Origin of the sequence: Methyloligella solikamskensis (assembly GCF_042676065.1) — a bacterium.
Classification (GTDB): domain Bacteria; phylum Pseudomonadota; class Alphaproteobacteria; order Rhizobiales; family Methyloligellaceae; genus Methyloligella; species Methyloligella solikamskensis.
This window is the reverse complement of sequence record NZ_JBHTJO010000001.1, coordinates 638,412-653,199: the sequence shown is the minus strand read 5'-3', so window position 1 is coordinate 653,199 and position 14,788 is coordinate 638,412. Positions and strand designations below refer to the sequence as shown.

17 protein-coding genes are annotated in these 14,788 nt (G+C 61.0%); 7 read left to right on the top strand and 10 right to left on the bottom strand.

What is annotated here, in order from left to right; translation table 11 throughout:
- Positions 1–42 precede the first annotated feature (42 nt).
- On the top strand, positions 43–414 hold the full coding sequence (locus ACFQ2F_RS03260; protein ID WP_379085630.1) for a hypothetical protein: 372 nt from the start codon (positions 43–45) through the stop codon (positions 412–414).
- Positions 415–592: 178 nt separating this feature from the next.
- On the opposite strand, the gene ACFQ2F_RS03255 is transcribed toward ACFQ2F_RS03260, so the two are convergent.
- Genes ACFQ2F_RS03255 through ACFQ2F_RS03245 form a run of 3 tightly spaced genes read right to left on the bottom strand, consistent with a single transcriptional unit; the run spans position 593 to position 1,781 of the window.
- On the bottom strand, positions 593–787 hold the full coding sequence (locus tag ACFQ2F_RS03255) for a hypothetical protein (RefSeq protein ID WP_379085627.1): 195 nt from the start codon (positions 785–787) through the stop codon (positions 593–595).
- Between the two features lie 59 nt (positions 788–846).
- The gene (locus tag ACFQ2F_RS03250; RefSeq protein ID WP_379085624.1) at positions 847–1,107 is read right to left on the bottom strand and encodes a type II toxin-antitoxin system HicB family antitoxin; all 261 of its coding nucleotides are present in this window, start codon (positions 1,105–1,107) and stop codon (positions 847–849) included.
- 32 nt (positions 1,108–1,139) lie between these two features.
- Positions 1,140–1,781: a hypothetical protein gene (locus ACFQ2F_RS03245; protein ID WP_379085621.1), complete on the bottom strand. Its 642-nt coding sequence runs from the start codon at positions 1,779–1,781 to the stop codon at positions 1,140–1,142.
- Positions 1,782–2,320: 539 nt separating this feature from the next.
- Here ACFQ2F_RS03245 and ACFQ2F_RS03240 point away from each other — a divergent pair.
- Positions 2,321–2,545, top strand: coding sequence for a hypothetical protein (locus tag ACFQ2F_RS03240; protein WP_379085619.1), 225 nt, complete (start codon positions 2,321–2,323; stop codon positions 2,543–2,545).
- Positions 2,545–2,712: a hypothetical protein gene (locus ACFQ2F_RS03235; protein WP_379085616.1), complete on the top strand. Its 168-nt coding sequence runs from the start codon at positions 2,545–2,547 to the stop codon at positions 2,710–2,712. The genes ACFQ2F_RS03240 and ACFQ2F_RS03235 overlap by 1 nt, the downstream gene beginning before the upstream one ends.
- 657 nt (positions 2,713–3,369) lie before the next feature.
- On the opposite strand, the gene ACFQ2F_RS03230 is transcribed toward ACFQ2F_RS03235, so the two are convergent.
- From ACFQ2F_RS03230 to ACFQ2F_RS03220, 3 genes are all read right to left on the bottom strand, one after another.
- Positions 3,370–4,074, bottom strand: a complete 705-nt coding sequence (locus ACFQ2F_RS03230) for a hypothetical protein (protein ID WP_379085614.1) — start codon at positions 4,072–4,074, stop codon at positions 3,370–3,372.
- 929 nt (positions 4,075–5,003) lie between these two features.
- Positions 5,004–6,122: a hypothetical protein gene (locus tag ACFQ2F_RS03225; RefSeq protein ID WP_379085611.1), complete on the bottom strand. Its 1,119-nt coding sequence runs from the start codon at positions 6,120–6,122 to the stop codon at positions 5,004–5,006.
- Entirely contained in the window at positions 6,119–6,379 is a 261-nt protein-coding gene (locus tag ACFQ2F_RS03220; protein ID WP_379085608.1) for a hypothetical protein, read from the bottom strand. The genes ACFQ2F_RS03225 and ACFQ2F_RS03220 overlap by 4 nt, the downstream gene beginning before the upstream one ends.
- Positions 6,380–6,750: 371 nt before the next feature.
- Here ACFQ2F_RS03220 and ACFQ2F_RS03215 point away from each other — a divergent pair, with 371 nt between their 5' ends.
- Positions 6,751–7,461, top strand: a complete 711-nt coding sequence (locus ACFQ2F_RS03215) for a ParA family protein (RefSeq protein WP_379085605.1) — start codon at positions 6,751–6,753, stop codon at positions 7,459–7,461.
- On the top strand, positions 7,458–7,760 hold the full coding sequence (locus ACFQ2F_RS03210; RefSeq protein ID WP_379085602.1) for a hypothetical protein: 303 nt from the start codon (positions 7,458–7,460) through the stop codon (positions 7,758–7,760). Before ACFQ2F_RS03215 ends, ACFQ2F_RS03210 begins: the two co-directional genes overlap by 4 nt.
- A gap of 137 nt (positions 7,761–7,897) precedes the next feature.
- Here ACFQ2F_RS03210 and ACFQ2F_RS03205 read toward each other — a convergent pair whose 3' ends face one another.
- The 3 genes from ACFQ2F_RS03205 to ACFQ2F_RS03195 all read right to left on the bottom strand — a co-directional run bounded on the left by ACFQ2F_RS03205 (position 7,898) and on the right by ACFQ2F_RS03195 (position 11,765).
- Positions 7,898–9,145 carry a tyrosine-type recombinase/integrase gene (locus ACFQ2F_RS03205; protein WP_379085599.1) on the bottom strand — a complete coding sequence of 416 codons (1,248 nt, stop codon included), beginning with the start codon at positions 9,143–9,145 and terminating at the stop codon, positions 7,898–7,900.
- 213 nt (positions 9,146–9,358) lie between these two features.
- Positions 9,359–10,036 (bottom strand): ion channel, encoded by a 678-nt coding sequence (locus tag ACFQ2F_RS03200; protein WP_379085596.1) that lies wholly within the window; start codon positions 10,034–10,036, stop codon positions 9,359–9,361.
- 106 nt (positions 10,037–10,142) lie between these two features.
- Entirely contained in the window at positions 10,143–11,765 is a 1,623-nt protein-coding gene (locus tag ACFQ2F_RS03195; protein WP_379085593.1) for a DUF1254 domain-containing protein, read from the bottom strand.
- Between the two features lie 244 nt (positions 11,766–12,009).
- Here ACFQ2F_RS03195 and ACFQ2F_RS03190 point away from each other — a divergent pair, with 244 nt between their 5' ends.
- On the top strand, positions 12,010–13,029 hold the full coding sequence (locus ACFQ2F_RS03190; RefSeq protein WP_379085590.1) for a helix-turn-helix domain-containing protein: 1,020 nt from the start codon (positions 12,010–12,012) through the stop codon (positions 13,027–13,029).
- 90 nt (positions 13,030–13,119) lie between these two features.
- Here the strand turns inward: ACFQ2F_RS03190 and ACFQ2F_RS03185 are convergent, their stop codons facing one another.
- Complete coding sequence (locus ACFQ2F_RS03185; RefSeq protein ID WP_379085587.1) at positions 13,120–13,629, bottom strand: fasciclin domain-containing protein; 510 nt, start codon at positions 13,627–13,629, stop codon at positions 13,120–13,122.
- 241 nt (positions 13,630–13,870) lie between these two features.
- On the opposite strand from ACFQ2F_RS03185, the gene ACFQ2F_RS03180 reads away from it, so the two are divergent.
- Positions 13,871–14,785: a LysR substrate-binding domain-containing protein gene (locus ACFQ2F_RS03180; protein WP_379085584.1), complete on the top strand. Its 915-nt coding sequence runs from the start codon at positions 13,871–13,873 to the stop codon at positions 14,783–14,785.
- Positions 14,786–14,788 lie beyond the last annotated feature (3 nt).

Below are 14,788 nucleotides of genomic sequence, written 5' to 3'. Positions count from 1 at the left end.
GCGCTCAACTCCGCTGCGCAATTCTTGTGCTATCCTGAACGCATGATTGCAGACCGACGCCGTGAGCTGGACGAGCAGATTGAGGCTCTGGCCCGCACAGCGTCGCGCTCACCATACGAATTGCTGCGTCGGCAATGCCTCGCTGTGGTCTCCGACACCATGGACTTCATCCGCGAAGCCACCGGCACCATGCCACCGCAATGTCAGCCGGACATCGACCGGGCGTTCAAATGCGCCCTTGATGCCGATGCGCCGCGCACGCTGCATGCGCTCCAGCAGGCGCTCGATATAACTGATCGTCTTCTGATGGGTGTAACCCCGCCTCCGCCGCAGCAGCCAACCGTTGAACGTCCCCGCAAAGCCGACGATCCGCTGTTGAAGAAGTTGCGCACAGCAACGGTGCCTAGCGATTAGGCAGCTTGTGGTTGAAATGGTCTCAGCCTAGGATTGGTGCGGGCCACCATTCAGTTGGCGAATAAGGCGGTGGCTGCGCCGCGCCGGGCGCAGCTCAATACCACGTCCTCTTCGGTGGGACGCCGCCGAATAGACCGGATGGCCCCTCTATCCTTATGGCGGCGGCTGCCCCGGACCGCTATTCCCAACTCTTGGCAATGATGCGCGCCCGCTGGCAGAGAACAACTCGCCGGCCCGGTCTCTGCTTCACCGTCTCATGGAAGGCGGCGTAGGCGACGAGCAGCTGGTCGGCTCCCGCCATCACGTGCTCGACCGACCAGCCATGGTCTTCCAGGACCTCGATCCGGAAGGTGAATTCCTGCCCCTCTTGCATGGCGAGAAATCAGAACAAAATAGGAACACGGTCAAGCGGGATTCGGCAGGTGAGAGCTGCTAATCGGGCAGGTCCACCTTCAGGCGGATCATTTCGCCCGTTAGGGCGCTCTCGATATCGCCATGCTGATAAACGCCGATTGCCAAAAGCGCTTCCTCGTCGCTGGAGAGAAGGAAGTGCTGAAGCGCCTGGCGAGCACGGGCCTCGGCTTCTTCCTGGGTTTTGCCGGTACCGTCGCAACCCGCCATGCCAGCGGGACTGACGCGGTAGCTACCGTCTTCGTCCTGAGACACGTGGCATGGCCAATGATAGTCGGTCATGGCGGATCACCTATTTACAGTACGACCCCTAATCAGCGATCGCTGACCCAGCGTGGGCGGTTCTCCCGCCTTCCCGCTTCCTCAGCCGCGCGCACGCTCAGCCTCATGAACTCGACCTTGCGGCGGAACTGCCTGCACCCCTTTGGGTCTCGATTTGCCCAGCTATCCAATCCTTCGCAGATGCTCTTTTGAATCGAGCTCCGATTCCGGTGGTTGGAGACCAGTTGGTCAATGTGCCTTAGTTGATCTGCTCGTGAGGCCTGGTTCAGCTCCGGCATGAACTGACATAGCAGCTCGAAATAGGCTTCCGCGAATAGGCTTGGGTTGTGCGTCAAGAGCCACGCGAGCCAGGTTTTGTGATCCTCGTGGCGCTGCTTTTCCCGGTTTGGACTGTAGTCTCCACTCGCGATGATAGCGCCAAGAACCGGGTAGCCCTTCACTAGAAGGGCGATCATCTGCTGAAACACGTCTGGCCTGGTCTTTCGGAAATGATCGAAAGCAAGCAAGAGCTCCTGGATGATGGGATTCATCCGATCCGCATACGCCCGCTCGTACACCCTGGAAATGAGCTCGTCGCTCATATGCCGGGTATCGGGATCATTGGCGACGACGACTGACAGGTACTCACGGAACAGCAGGAGGGGGTTAGCCTTGCCCCAGATGGCCAACCGCATCGGAAGCTCGTTGGCCAGCCGCGACTCCGGGGCCGAAAAGCGGACTGTCTTGGATACGCGTTTCGCCGGTGCGCTTTGCACCCTTTGGCTCTTAAGGGGCGGCTTCGGCTGCGACCGGGGCCGCGTGAGCGCCTCGCCAATCTTGTCACCGACAGCGTAGCCAAAATTCCACGCTGCGCGTCTCATCATATGCTCCCAGCCCATCCCGTCCCCCGACTCTGACGCAAAGCCAATATTTATGCGTTGCATCTCGCGAGAGCACAACCCGATGACCTGCTTCGGCTAGGCTGGTGCTGACTTCTCCTCCTTTGGATATCTCCTACGTCCGATGGACTCCCCTCCTCTGCGGCCAAGCAAGGTCGGCCGGTGTGAGCCACGGCACAGTCTCGCCAAGGGGTCTCCCCTCACTTCCTCGGCATATGCCTCGTGCAGTCGGGCGATGCCCCTCCCCTATGGCGATCCCGTCCCAGCCGATGGCTCTTCTGACCGCCGACAGGCCGCAACGGGTGTGGCCTTCAACCAAACAGGAGATAGCCACCATGGCCAATCAGCAAACCACCAACCGCAAACCCACGCACGACATCTGCCACGTGCGCGGCGAAGGCAAGAACGCCTTCTGGACCAAGATCGGCGCCGCCTGGATCCATGAGGACGGGCAAGGTCTAAACCTCAGCCTCGACTACGTACCGACCAGCAATGACGGACGACTTGTCATCCGCATCCGCAAGGAGAAGGCCGAGGCCACCCAAGGAGGAGCGGCCTAATGAACCTTTCCGCGACCGACCGCGCATTCCTGCGCGGTCAGTTCGGGGAGACCTACCCCGGACTGACACCCCATCAGCTCGACGATCTCGCAGAGGCGCTGTTCGCCGAGCACTACGAGAACAATCCCGCCTACACGTGGGACGCTAACGAAAGCTCCGACCGATGACGCTCCTGCTCCATCCCTCGACAGACTTGCGCCAGAAGCCGGCCCGTCTCGTTAATCCCCATGTGGTCGTGACCGAGACCGCCCGCGCCTTTCGCATGGGACCGCAACTTCATCCCATGCGCGCCGCGTACGAGTTTTATCCCACACCCCCGGAGGCCACGCGTGCCCTCCTCTCCGCAGAAGACTTCGACGGAAGTATCTGGGAGCCCGCGTGTGGTGAAGGCCATATTGCAAAAGTGCTTATTGAGAACGGCCACGACGTGGTGTCCACCGATCTCGTCGATTACGGCTTCGGTGAAGCGGACCGCGACTTCCTCGCCGAGCGGCGACCGCTCGCCAGACACATCGTCACCAATCCCCCTTACGGGCGCGGGTTAGCTGATGCATTCGTGCGGCATGCTTTGCGTCTGACCAAGGAGACAGGAGGCAAGGTTGCGATGCTGATGAATCTAAGCGGCCTGTGTCACCCCATCCGGCATAACTTCTACGTGGGAAATCCGCCGGCGGTCATCTATGCGCTCGACGAATGCACCTGCTGGCCCTACGGGGATCCAAGCCGGGCGACTACGTCGATCGCCAAACAACGCTATTGCTGGATTGTCTGGCAGCACGACCATGCAGGAGCGACGAGGTTTCGCTGGCTATCGACGAGAACGTTCAAGCGTCGACGACCTCGACCACTGCTCGTTCATCCTTGCCCTCGATCCCAAGGACTTCTTGCGACGCCATCGGCAACTCAAGCTGCGCATCCAGGCCGTGCTCATAGTGATAGCGCCGGGACTTACGGCGGCCGTCGCCTTTGACCTCGGCTCTCCAGGAGCGTAGCCCTCCCGCCTTGACCATGTCGTCGAGGGCCTTGCGGCACTTGCTACGAAAATCGCGACGGGTTTCCGCGCTCTCATGCGGCCCCCACAGATCGCGGCCGACGAGCTCCGCGAGACGCTCTTCGTCCACCCAGGTGTGTTTCTGAAAGCTATCGATATACGGCCAGAAGGACTTGGCGTAGTCAGAGCCGAGCGCGAACTGCACGTCGGCATTGAGGCTTACCAGCTTCGCCGACACCACCATGGCAGCACTCCACTCCCCGTAGTAAACGCAGACCCGGTCGTCGAGACCGAGCCCAGTCCATTCCACATCGTGGAGCATGTTCCCCATCTTACCGCCATCTTTGGGCAGCTTGCCCTGACGAAACTTCTCCAGCAGACGCTGCTCGTCGCCCTCATAGATGGTCACCACCACCTTCTTGATATCCTCGAAAGTGTAATGAAGCGCCGCGACGTTGTTGACGTGCTGGGTGAGCCCCATGCACTTGAGCAGCTCGCGCCAAGTGGTCTCGACCTTCAGATAGTTACGCAGCCCCACCGTCGCGGACGGATCTCTTACCGTCTCTCTCTCGTGACCTAGTCGAAAGACAGCGTAGAGAGCATCCCGGTGCTGAGAACCTAGTTCGCGGCCGCTGACGCGGACCACAGAATGGCCGCGCACGATGTAAAGACGTTCAAAGGATGAATCCGTAATGAGGCCACGGCGCTTCGGTGCGAATGCACTGGTTCGCGCAAGTCTTGCCGGCACCTTAGACGGTCGGTTCCGCCCTCGTCTGTTACCCACCCGCTCAAGCCGCTTCTTCTCGGCGGCTGAGAGTTCGCGTGAGGTAGACGTGTTTTGCATTCCCAAACAGCGTAAGCCGATCACGGGAACAGCGGCAACAGATTTGGGAACAGTCGCCACATAATTGGGCAACCATCTGTGTGATCGACGCAACCATGGCCGCCAGCCTTGCCCTCATCGGACGAGCGGCACTTCGGAACAACGACGACAGTTCTCGGAACGGCCGCCACAGCAGTCGGAACAGCGATCACATATCCGGGAACGGCGGTCACATCTCTCCGTGGTCCCGATGGGATATCGTCCTCTAAGTCGTTGAAGTTCCGTCGCTGCATTTCCTGGCGGCAGAAGCGGAGGCGAGGTCACAGTTCTCGGAATCCAGCACACAGATTCCGGAAGTGGGGTCGCAGTTTTAGGAGGCGCCGCCACAGCCTCCCTGAAAACTCGCAAAGGCTCAAATGCTTAGCGAGCCTTAGAGACTACTCTAGAGACTATTAGAGAAAGAAGAGACCGCCCCGGCTGTGGATAAGCGGGCCTTCTCGCCACATGAACAATGCGCTTAGCTGAACAGAAAATCGGGGAATAATTCTGGTTCGTGGTGTCTCGCTAGCGCCTGAACACCCAAAGCTTCCACTGCGGCGAATCCTAAGCGCTGTACGATCACGAAGGCCTTCGGCCATTTGTATTTATGCGGTGCGATCTGTGGCGGCTGTTCCCGTTTGGCTCAGCCCAACATTTGGCAAGAACAGCCGCATCTGCTCGTACCGTGTCGGCAACCCACACTCACCGGCGAGACGCGCAAAGCGCTCCGCAAACTCGCCCTCCGGCAGTGCGTCTGCGCCGGTCGCAGCGGCCCATCTGAGATACTCGCAAAAGAGTGCCGTGATACTCAGCCCCTCCCCGCGTCGCGGGACCAATCGCTCCACCGCGAAATCCTCGACGTCACCGACCTCGCGTGGCATCGCTGCTTGACCATTGCGGGACTTTCGCCAGGGAACAGTCGCCACATAAAGTCCCAGACCACTTCCAAGCTCGAACAAACACCCGACGAGCACCAGCAGCGCAAGACGTACGCCGCCTTGATCAGCGCCGAGACCGGTCGTCTGCAAGATCCCGCTGAGAGCGGCCAGCTGGGGGTCCGAGCCACCCTCCGCACCGGACGCACCTAGTGACCTCAGTTCCGCACGCATCTCCGTAAGTCGGAGCGCGACGTTCTCCGCCTCCTCGGCCTGTGCCAATTCCAGCCGTAGCTTCGCAGCCTCCTCGCACGAATGGCGCGACCAGTTTCCGCCGGTGGTGCAGTTTTCGGAATATTTGCCGACAGTGGTCTTTCCCAAAACACGGGCGTACACGGTCTCTATAGCCGCAGAAATCTCCCTCGCGCTTCGCTGCGGCCCAAGCTGTTCTTGGCGGGTTTCAAGCCTCTCGATTTCTGACGTCACAGCCGACCGCGCCTGTGATGCATCGGTCCGGACAGCTTCCGAGTGCGCGCGCAGCTGGGCCGCATAGCCAATGCCGGCGGTGAGCGAATACGCGCTGCACACGACGAACACGAGAGAGCCAGCAGACACCGCCAACCATTCCCGCTGCCGCCAACCCCAGAAAATAAAGAAGACCAGCATCGCCTTCAGGCAATCGGCGAGTGCCGCGCCACTGCCGAAGATCAGCCCGTCGAGCTCGCTGTCGCCCATCCGATACGCCATCCGGAAGTTCAGTGTGGCGCTAACCGCAATCAGTCCCAGGCTAACCAAGATGCCGCCAAGAACCACCAGATGCGTGAGCGCACCAGAGACCGGTTTTTTCACGAGCCCCCTCCATCCGCTTGGTTGCCAACGAGCGCTTCGCGCACCGCCTGTTCAATGGCCCGCTCGCAAAAGGCGTTCTTGTCGGTACCAGAGAGACGCTTCAATTCATCGAGCTGAAGCCCCAGGCTCTGCGGTACTCTCAAATTGAGACGCACGCGTTCTCCGCGAAAGTCGGCTCGCCGGTCACGCTGTCCGTCTTCGTCTGCAACACCTCGGAAGCGATCGCGCAAGATCGCAATGCGTGAAGAACGGCTCATCTCCAGGCCTCCATGCGAACACTTGTCCGTGTCTCCATGAGCCCGGAACGCCGTGCGGAAAGAAGGCCGTGTTTCTGTCTGCGCCATATATCCGGGTGGCAATGCTGCCTGATGGCTTCACCTCCGTGCCGCCGTAATTCCGGACGGAAGCCTGTGCAGGTATCCTTATAGGCAATCGGCATCTTGCTCGTCCGTGAGGATGTCCATGCCGCTATACCGCTGCATCGCCGTATGCCCACATGGCGGCTCCCCCAAATGCGCATGCTGACGCTCCTCCGCTTTGCCATATGTGCAACACCCCTCATGGCGAAGTGGAGGGATGATCGGCTCGTCCGCTTGACCGGTCTGAGGGCACGGCGAATGATTCTTCTATGAACACCCGCAACCGACCCGACATCGCTCAACGCGTCATGACTTTCGCCTCTTCCAAGGGAGGCGTGGGCAAATCTACAGTCTGCGCTGCAATCGCCGGCGCGCTGGCGAGCCGGGGAGGGGAGGTTGCGATCCTCGACCTTGATCAGAACCAGACACTCTATCGCTGGCATCAGCAGCATGGCGCGTCCCTGACCGGCATCACCGTGCTGAAGGTCGACCCTGAAAACTTCAATCAGACCCTGCTTGCGGCAAAAGCCGGAGGGGCCGACACAATTTTGATTGACGTGGCCGGCGCCTACGAGGCCACCATGATCAAGGCCATCGCAGCATCGGACCTGGTGGTGACGCCGGCGAAGCTCTCCGAACCCGACCTGCGCGAAGCGGCTAAGCTTCTGGGCGAAGTCAATGCCTTCAACCAGCGCTTCGGCTCGTCTATCGCTCACCGCCTCCTGGTCAACGAGGCCGACTCGCTTGATCCCCTCTACCAGCGTCACGCGTTGGCCGAACTCGATGGTTCCGCCATCAAACGCTTCAGCAATCTGATGATGCGTCGCGCTCCCTACCGCGAGATCTTCATCTCCGGCATGCCACCGCATTTGGCGGACAAGGGAAGGGCGCCAGTGAAGAAAGCTATCGCCGAGCTGGACGCCATCGTCGACGAGGTTTTGGCGGTTCTGTCCCAACCAACGAAAGCCAAAGCCGCATGAGCAACGCCAAGCCGAACTTCTCATCGCTTGACCTCCCAAAGGCCGACGACGACACTCTCGACGCCTACGCCAAGTCCCGAGGCGTCCCAACTCTGACGCGGAAGACAAAACCTCGCGCCCCGTCCGTCACCATCCGAACGGACGTGCCGGACTATCTCGCGCAGGCCATGCGCATTGAAGCCGCCAAGTCGCGCTCCACGCTCCGCTACCTCATCCTCAAGGCATTGAAGAACGACGGCTGGAAAATCGAGGATGGGGATATCGTCGAGGACGGTCGCAGGCCGAGTGCCAGCAACTGACACACCACAAAAAAGGACGCCACTCGACGAGGCGTCCTCCAGCGTAGCTCTCGCTATCACCGACAGGGCCCTGGCTTCCCAGCTGTACCTTGCAGGCAGATTAGGCGCCGTTCGCCGCTTCTGACAACATGACGTGCTCATTCTGTGCGCAACCGGTTTGCGTTTGGCAGCCTATCGTCCTCCGCACTGTTGCGCGGTTGCGGCACGATGTCCGACGACAGCGCCGCTGCGATACGGCCGCCAATCTCTTCGTTGAGATGGTCGATCGGGTCTTCGGCTAGGTGGGCGTAACGCGCCGTGGTCTGAGAATGCTTGTGACCCAGCAGCTTGCCGATCATCGGCAATGACCCGCCAAGTTCGGCCGCGACGCTCGCATAGGAATGACGGAGGTCATGCAAGCGAACATCGTCGAGCCCAGCCTCCCGACGAATGCGTCGCCAAGGCTTTTGCAGGTTTACCATGTGGCTCTCATGTTTCTCGCCGACGATCACGAAGGGATTTCCGGCTACTCTCGGAACGGCTTTCAATACGGTGAGCGCCGCGTCATTGAGCCGGATGACCTTTGCCCCCGTCTTGGAGTCCGGCAGGCGCAGTTGGCGTCTTGGGATGTCAACGTATGACCATTTCAATGTGAGGATCTCGCTTAGGCGAGCGCCGGTGAGGATTAGCAGTCGGACGGCAGCGATAGAGAAGGGGCTTTCATCGCCGGCCGCATCCCGTCGTGCGAGCGCGTTGCCGATGCGTCCAAGCTCCTCTCCTGAAAGGTAGCGCTCCCGCCTTGCCTCCCGATATTTTACGATCCCTCTGCATGGGTTTTTGCCCTCCTCCCGGAGTTTGTTCGCTTCAGTCCAGCTGATGAAGCTTGAGAAGACCATGAGGACATGGTTCGCCTGGCGGGGGGTCGAGGCTAAGCCGCTATGAAGCCGGCCAACCTCCCGGTGCATGTCCTCGTCGAGCTTGAGCTTGCCGAGTTTTGGGATGATCTGGAGTCTGCAGAGGCGCGTGTACTCTGCGCGCGTACTCGGCTTGAGCTTGGGTCCGTGCTCTTCGAGATACTGCTCAATGCCTTCGGCGACGGTCGCGGGCCGCTTGTCGGTATTGCGAGTTACGGGCTCTTCGCCGTCGGCGATGCTAAGCAATAGTCGCAGCGCTTCACGCCGGGCCGTCTCCAGCGTCCAGGGGCTGCCAAGGCGTCCGATGGAATACCAGCGCTGTCGTCCCCTGACCCTGCACTTTAGGCAGAATGTCGTCGCATTCCTCTGGCGGCGTGCACCGAAGCCCTTGAGCTCACTGTCCCAAAGAAGGTCTCCGGGAGCCATTTTCTTCAGCGCATTCCGTGTCAGCCGACCGCTCATTTCATCGCCCTCAGCAGAGAGAACAAACACGGTCCATTGCTACAAAATAGCTACCAATTAGCAACCACATTTGCCGAAAGACGCCGGAATGAGCCGCATCGATATCGAAAGCCGCCTTTGTTTTTCCTAAGAAAATTGGCTTGCCCATACATTGCTATAGGCCTATCGTACAGATTCCTAATCTGAGGGTCGCTGGTTCGAATCCAGCCGGGGTCACCATCTTCTGATCGTCCGCGCGAATGCCTAGATCCGCCTGTCCTCGATCTCCAGGGTGACGATCCGCGCCAGCAGGGTGGCCGGGTAGAGCTGTCCGAACATGGCTTCGAGAAGCACGATGCTGCGCGCGATCGGGTGCAGCGCGGTGATGTCGCCGGAACCGATGCCGGTTAGCACGCCAAAGCTGAAATAGATCAGCACGTCGGCGAGGTTCGCGCTGTCGCTCACGACGAAGCCCGAGAACGCCTTGTCCGACGCAGCCCCGATGAAGGCAAAGACGGCCGCGAAGCCGAGCCCCACCGCCAGGTAGAGCAGAACCGCGCCGACGACCCGGTGATAGGTCACCCGCCCCGGGCCGAACACCGTGCGCCCGACCTCCAAAATCAGCGCGAGGCTCAGGAGCAGCCACGCAGCGGCATCGAGATACACGTCCAGCATGGATGGCTGTATGAGCCGGTGGATCGCGGCGAAGCCTGCGAACAGGATGGCCGTGACGAGCGCCCAGATCGCATAGCGCTTTCCTGTCAGGAGAAGCACCGCCCCGGTGAGCACCGCAACAAGCGCAAAGCCTGCTTCTTGCGCGCCGGGGATCCGCTCCGCGCGAAGCGGCGCGAGCACGAAGAGTAGCAAGCAGAGCATGATGGTGAGCGCGGTGAGGATCGGATCACGCCATCGCTCCCGCAACTCGCTTAGCTTCGCATCCATCTCGCGCCCCTGGCCTTCCCCGTACGCCCGACCAGACTATTCTAATCTGCTGTCTTCTCGGCATAAGCGAAAATTGGAGGCCGTCCGCTTCCGTCGACACCGCCTCCTAGTTCACCGGCTCGATCTCGCTCGGCTGCCAGCTCTTATCGAAGAACGACGCCAGCGGGCTGTAAAGCCGAAGGAGGGTGACCCAGCCCTTCTCGGGGTCCGTCTGGATCCAGTTGCCGCGTGCAACGCCATCGGGCTGCTGGGGCGAAAACCAGATGGTCGTCGAGCCGTCTTCTGCTGCCTCGGCGGCCGGCGACGGGTAGTTCTGCGAGCCCGGACGCGGATATTTCTGCGGCGTCTTCAGCATTGAGCGTGTCTGGTTGTCGTAGAGGGTAAAGGACCAGAAGGCCGCGGCTGGAATGTCCTTGGGGAGTGTCACGTTGTAGGTCTTCGCGCCATCGAACCAGTCGCCGTTCGCGTCCTTGGTCGCGAAGAGATATTGCGATCCGACGCCGGTCAGCCGCATCGCCATCGCCGGCGTAATTCCCGTGGCGTCGTAGAAGAACGACGTCCGCGCATCGTTCTGCTTGTAACCCGTCGGCGGATACGGCTTGGCGCCGTCCTTGGTGATCTCCGGCAGCGGCGTCTCGAAATTGTAGCCGCCGGCGAAGAGCGGATTCCACCAATTGGAGTTTTCATAGAAGAACCAATCCGGATCGCGCGGCGCGAAGCCGAGCGTGCGGCCGGTCGCGTTGGCTACCGCGACCGCTTCCTTCAGGATCTTCGTCATCCTGTCGTCCAGCTCGAACGCTTCGCCCTTCTTGATGCCGATGGCCGCGATCGGCCCCATAAGCTCGGGATCGAGGACCGTAGCAGGCTCGCTCTGCACGAGCCGGTCCAGCATCTCGTAATAGCTGAAATCGTTCGGCGGGATCGTGTTGATGGCAAGCCCCGACCCTTCGTGGAAGACGGGCATCTTGGGCTCGGCATTCCGGCCGAGCTGAACCCCGCCTTCGAGATAGCGGGCGATCGACATGCCGACGCCACCCGGCGCGTAAGGATAGATCTTCAGATTGTCCTTGATGACTTTGACGGTCGGCGCCGGATCGTCGTTGGTGAGAAACGAGCGGCCGAGAATAACCACGCGGTTCGTCTTCGAGTGGGCAACGTAGAAGCCGTCCTCGGGCAGGTAGCCGTCATACCCGGGCCCAACGATCAGATATTTGCCGCCCTCGCCGCGATCCGGTCCCGGGCGGCCGAAGTCGATGACCCAGCGGAACCACATATCGTCGAACGTGCCAAGCGCGTCCGGCGGCGTCTCCACGACCATCGGCCCGTCGGAGAGGTTGAGGAAACCGACATAGTAGACGGTGTCCGCATTCGCAGTCAGAAACAGCGACTCTGAATCCATGAGCTCGGAAAACAAGAGGATCTCGTTGTCCTCGATTCCCGCCGCCTCGAACCCTTCCAGCAGCGCCTGCATGCTGACGCCTTTGAACGTGTCGGTGAAGGCCCGGAACGCGTAAGTGAAGTCGAGATTATCGTAGACCTTAGCGGAGGTCTCAGCGTCCGGTGCGCCGTCCTTGAACTTCAGCGTGCCGATCCGGCTCTCAACCTTGTCCGGTGTCGAAATGGACTCCAGCGACTGTTTCGAGCCCTGCGCCATGACCGCGGCAGGACACGCGGTCCATAGCGCGACCCCAGCCGCCAAAGTCGTGGCGGCCAATAGCCCTATTTTCATTTGTTCACTCCCTCCCTTGCATTCCTTCAGCTTGAGGGGAGGTCGCCCGGATTGGGATTCGCTCCCACTCTCCTGAAAATCCTTGGCCGCCGGAAATGAAGAAGGCGGCTCGCCAATATTCGCTCTTCCGATTTTACCGGCCGGGAGAAAGAAAATTTCGCATTTCGCGCCACGAAATTGATTGCCGCACGGCAGACATTTCCCCCAAGATCATGGCTGTTGAGCCGACAAGCGAGGCAGCCCCATGTCGTCCGCTTTTCCTCTTGTCCGTGCCGCCGACATCTCGCCCTTTGTCCGATGGCAGCACGATAACGGCCGCCCTATCGACGAATTGCTTCAACAGGCAGGCTTGGCCGACGCCCCTTGGGAGGTTCCGGATCAGCTCGTAGCGCTGACCGGGGTGCTTGCCTGCATGAAGACGATGGGCCGTCAGGAGGGCCCCGATATCGGCTGTCGCGTCGTTTCAGACACGAGCATCGCCGAGCTGGGTGAGTTGGGAGCCTTGCTGCTCGGCGGCGGAACGCCCCGGGGTGCCCTAAAGCGTCTCTGCGCTGCCATCTCCGGCCACAGCACCCACGAAGTCTTTTCGGTGGTTGCAGTGCAAGGGGGCGTTATCGTCAGCGAACAGATGACCTTGGATCTGGACGCAGCAACCCTCCACATCGTCCAGCAATATGTCGCCACGCTGATACGATCCCTCTGCAAGCTGACCGGATATCCCGGCGAGCCACTCGGCCGTATCGAGATCACGCCACATCCCGAATTCGGCGTGGCACATCTCGCCAGCAAGCTCGGCCAAAGGATCGTGCCCGCGCGGTCCGGACGGCTGACCGTGTTCGTCCCGGACGCGGTACTAGACCGCCCACTCCTGATGTCGGCCCGCGGTGCCGGACTGCAGCATCCGTCCAAGGACTGGCGGCCTCTTCGCGCCGAAGGACGCTTCGAGACCACGGCACGGCATTTCATCCGCGCGATGCTCGATGACGGGGCGGCGTCGGTGGAGAGGTTCGCCAAGGCGAGCGGGCTGAGTCTGCGAACGGTGCAGCGGCGTCTGGCCGCCGAAGAAACGACCTTCTCCAAGCTGCTCGACGATGCCCGGCGGGAGCGCGCGCAGGAGCTCCTCAGCGCCGGCTCGGCGCGGATCGGAGCCGTTGCGGGCGAGCTTGGTTACACCAGCCACTCTGCCTTCGTTCGAGCCGTGAGACGGTGGGAAGGCCGCCCGCCGATGCAGCTCCGGCTTAGAGGCAGGATTGGCGGCGGATAGCCACTGCGGCTGAGAAAGAGCGATACCTTGCCTCAAAAAAAGAGGCCGCCCGGATCCACGGGCGGCCGTAAGTCGGGGTGCTGAAAAACGTTAGGACGAAGGCGGCAGGATCACCGCGTCGATCCCATGGATCATCCCGTTCTCCGCCGGGATGTTCTTGGTCACGATATGAGCGTCTCCCACCACGAAGGGGCTGCTTGTCGCGTCGATCACGATCTCATCGCCGCTCGCTGTCTTGAGGGTGACTTTCTCGTTCGCCCAGGTGCTGGCGAAGATGCTGCCCGGGACGATGTGGTGCTTGAGCAGAGCGGCGAGCTCGTCCTTGTTGCCCGGCTCCAGCAGCCGGTCCAACTCGCCGTCCGGCAGCTTGGCGAAGGCGTCATCCGTCGGCGCCAGTATCGTCAGGCTGTCGTCGCCCTTGAGAGCATCCGCCATGTCGGCGGCTTGCACGGCTGCCAGGAACGTCGAGAACGAAGCATCGTTCTCCACGCGCTCGTAGAGGTTAGCCTGCTTGTCACCTGACTTGTCACTTGCCTGGGCAGGCCCCGCAACAATCAGACCGAGCACAGCAGCGGCAGCAATCGATTTCCACATCTTCATCTCAAGCGTCCTCCTGGTTGATCTTTAGGCTCATCGAGTCCGACCGATTTCGGACAGTTGAAGACGTGGGTGTCGCAACGCCGGACGGCCAATCGGAAGCGCCCTTTCGTTTGATCGGAAGCGCCTATGGCCCCTCCGCTGGCCTCATCGGAAACCTGCCCATTCCTGATAGGAATTTCCTATGGAGATTGCCTCCCAGCGCGGGGTTCTTACATGTGCTGCAATCAGCAGGAAGGAGCCCATGCCCACACTGCGTCAGTTGGAATATCTGGTGGCGGTCGCCGATACGGGACATTTCGGTCGCGCGGCGGAACGCGTTCACGTGACACAACCGACGTTGAGCGAGCAGCTCCGGGCTCTCGAAGAGCGCCTGGGCACGCAGCTCGTGGAGCGGTCCCGTTCCAACGTCGTCGTGACACCGCTGGGATTCGAAGTCGTGGAAGTCGCGCGCCGCATGTTGCGCGACGCTCAACGGATCCGCGATCTCACCGGTCGGCTGGGCTCTGGAATGGGCGGTGTCGTTCGTTTGGGTCTTCCTTCGACCATCGGCCCCTATCTCTTGCCCAGAGTCGTTCCGCACCTGCATGCCCTCTACCCCCACCTCAAGCTCTATGTGCGGGAGGATCTGCCCCACACCCTGCCGCGAGGGCTGGCCGAAGGTCTGCACGACGTGATCGTCACGCCATTGCCGGTGACCCAAAGCGGACTTGAGGAGGCTGTCCTTTTCGAAGAACCGCTCCACCTCGCCGTACCCCTGGATCACGAACTTGCCCAGCGGAAGCTCATCACGATCCACGATCTGGAAGGCGTCGATCTTTTGGCCCTAGGGCCCGGCCATCAGCTCCGCGATCTGGTGGTCAACCTGGCGGCGGAGGCGGGCGCCAATATACGCTTCGATTACGAAGGCACCAGCCTCGACACCCTGCGGGAGATGATGGCCACGGGTCTGGGCGTGAGCCTCCTGCCCGGCCTCTATGTCCGAAGTGTCGTGCGCAACGATCCGCGCTTTAAGACCTTCGACATCGGACGTCGGGGCCTGACGAGGACCATCGGCATGTTCTGGCGCAAGACGAAGTCGTCGCAAGCCAACTTTGCGCGCCTCGCCGACCTGTTTCGCGAGACCGTGGCCGAGGAGTTCAAGGACGCCCTCGTTTAGCCG

Excerpts from the sequence above, each read along its gene's own strand:
- ACFQ2F_RS03180 (WP_379085584.1), top strand. The coding sequence starts at position 13,871 with ATGCCCACACTGCGTCAGTTGGAATATCTGGTGGCGGTCGCCGATACG.
- ACFQ2F_RS03215 (WP_379085605.1), top strand. The coding sequence starts at position 6,751 with ATGAACACCCGCAACCGACCCGACATCGCTCAACGCGTCATGACTTTC.
- ACFQ2F_RS03190 (WP_379085590.1), top strand. The coding sequence starts at position 12,010 with ATGTCGTCCGCTTTTCCTCTTGTCCGTGCCGCCGACATCTCGCCCTTT.
- ACFQ2F_RS03240 (WP_379085619.1), top strand. The coding sequence starts at position 2,321 with ATGGCCAATCAGCAAACCACCAACCGCAAACCCACGCACGACATCTGC.
- ACFQ2F_RS03245 (WP_379085621.1), bottom strand. The coding sequence starts at position 1,781 with ATGCGGTTGGCCATCTGGGGCAAGGCTAACCCCCTCCTGCTGTTCCGT.
- ACFQ2F_RS03195 (WP_379085593.1), bottom strand. The coding sequence starts at position 11,765 with ATGAAAATAGGGCTATTGGCCGCCACGACTTTGGCGGCTGGGGTCGCG.
- ACFQ2F_RS03250 (WP_379085624.1), bottom strand. The coding sequence starts at position 1,107 with ATGACCGACTATCATTGGCCATGCCACGTGTCTCAGGACGAAGACGGT.
- ACFQ2F_RS03185 (WP_379085587.1), bottom strand. The coding sequence starts at position 13,629 with ATGAAGATGTGGAAATCGATTGCTGCCGCTGCTGTGCTCGGTCTGATT.
- ACFQ2F_RS03220 (WP_379085608.1), bottom strand. The coding sequence starts at position 6,379 with ATGAGCCGTTCTTCACGCATTGCGATCTTGCGCGATCGCTTCCGAGGT.
- ACFQ2F_RS03235 (WP_379085616.1), top strand. The coding sequence starts at position 2,545 with ATGAACCTTTCCGCGACCGACCGCGCATTCCTGCGCGGTCAGTTCGGG.
- ACFQ2F_RS03210 (WP_379085602.1), top strand. The coding sequence starts at position 7,458 with ATGAGCAACGCCAAGCCGAACTTCTCATCGCTTGACCTCCCAAAGGCC.
- ACFQ2F_RS03260 (WP_379085630.1), top strand. The coding sequence starts at position 43 with ATGATTGCAGACCGACGCCGTGAGCTGGACGAGCAGATTGAGGCTCTG.
- ACFQ2F_RS03200 (WP_379085596.1), bottom strand. The coding sequence starts at position 10,036 with ATGGATGCGAAGCTAAGCGAGTTGCGGGAGCGATGGCGTGATCCGATC.
- ACFQ2F_RS03255 (WP_379085627.1), bottom strand. The coding sequence starts at position 787 with ATGCAAGAGGGGCAGGAATTCACCTTCCGGATCGAGGTCCTGGAAGAC.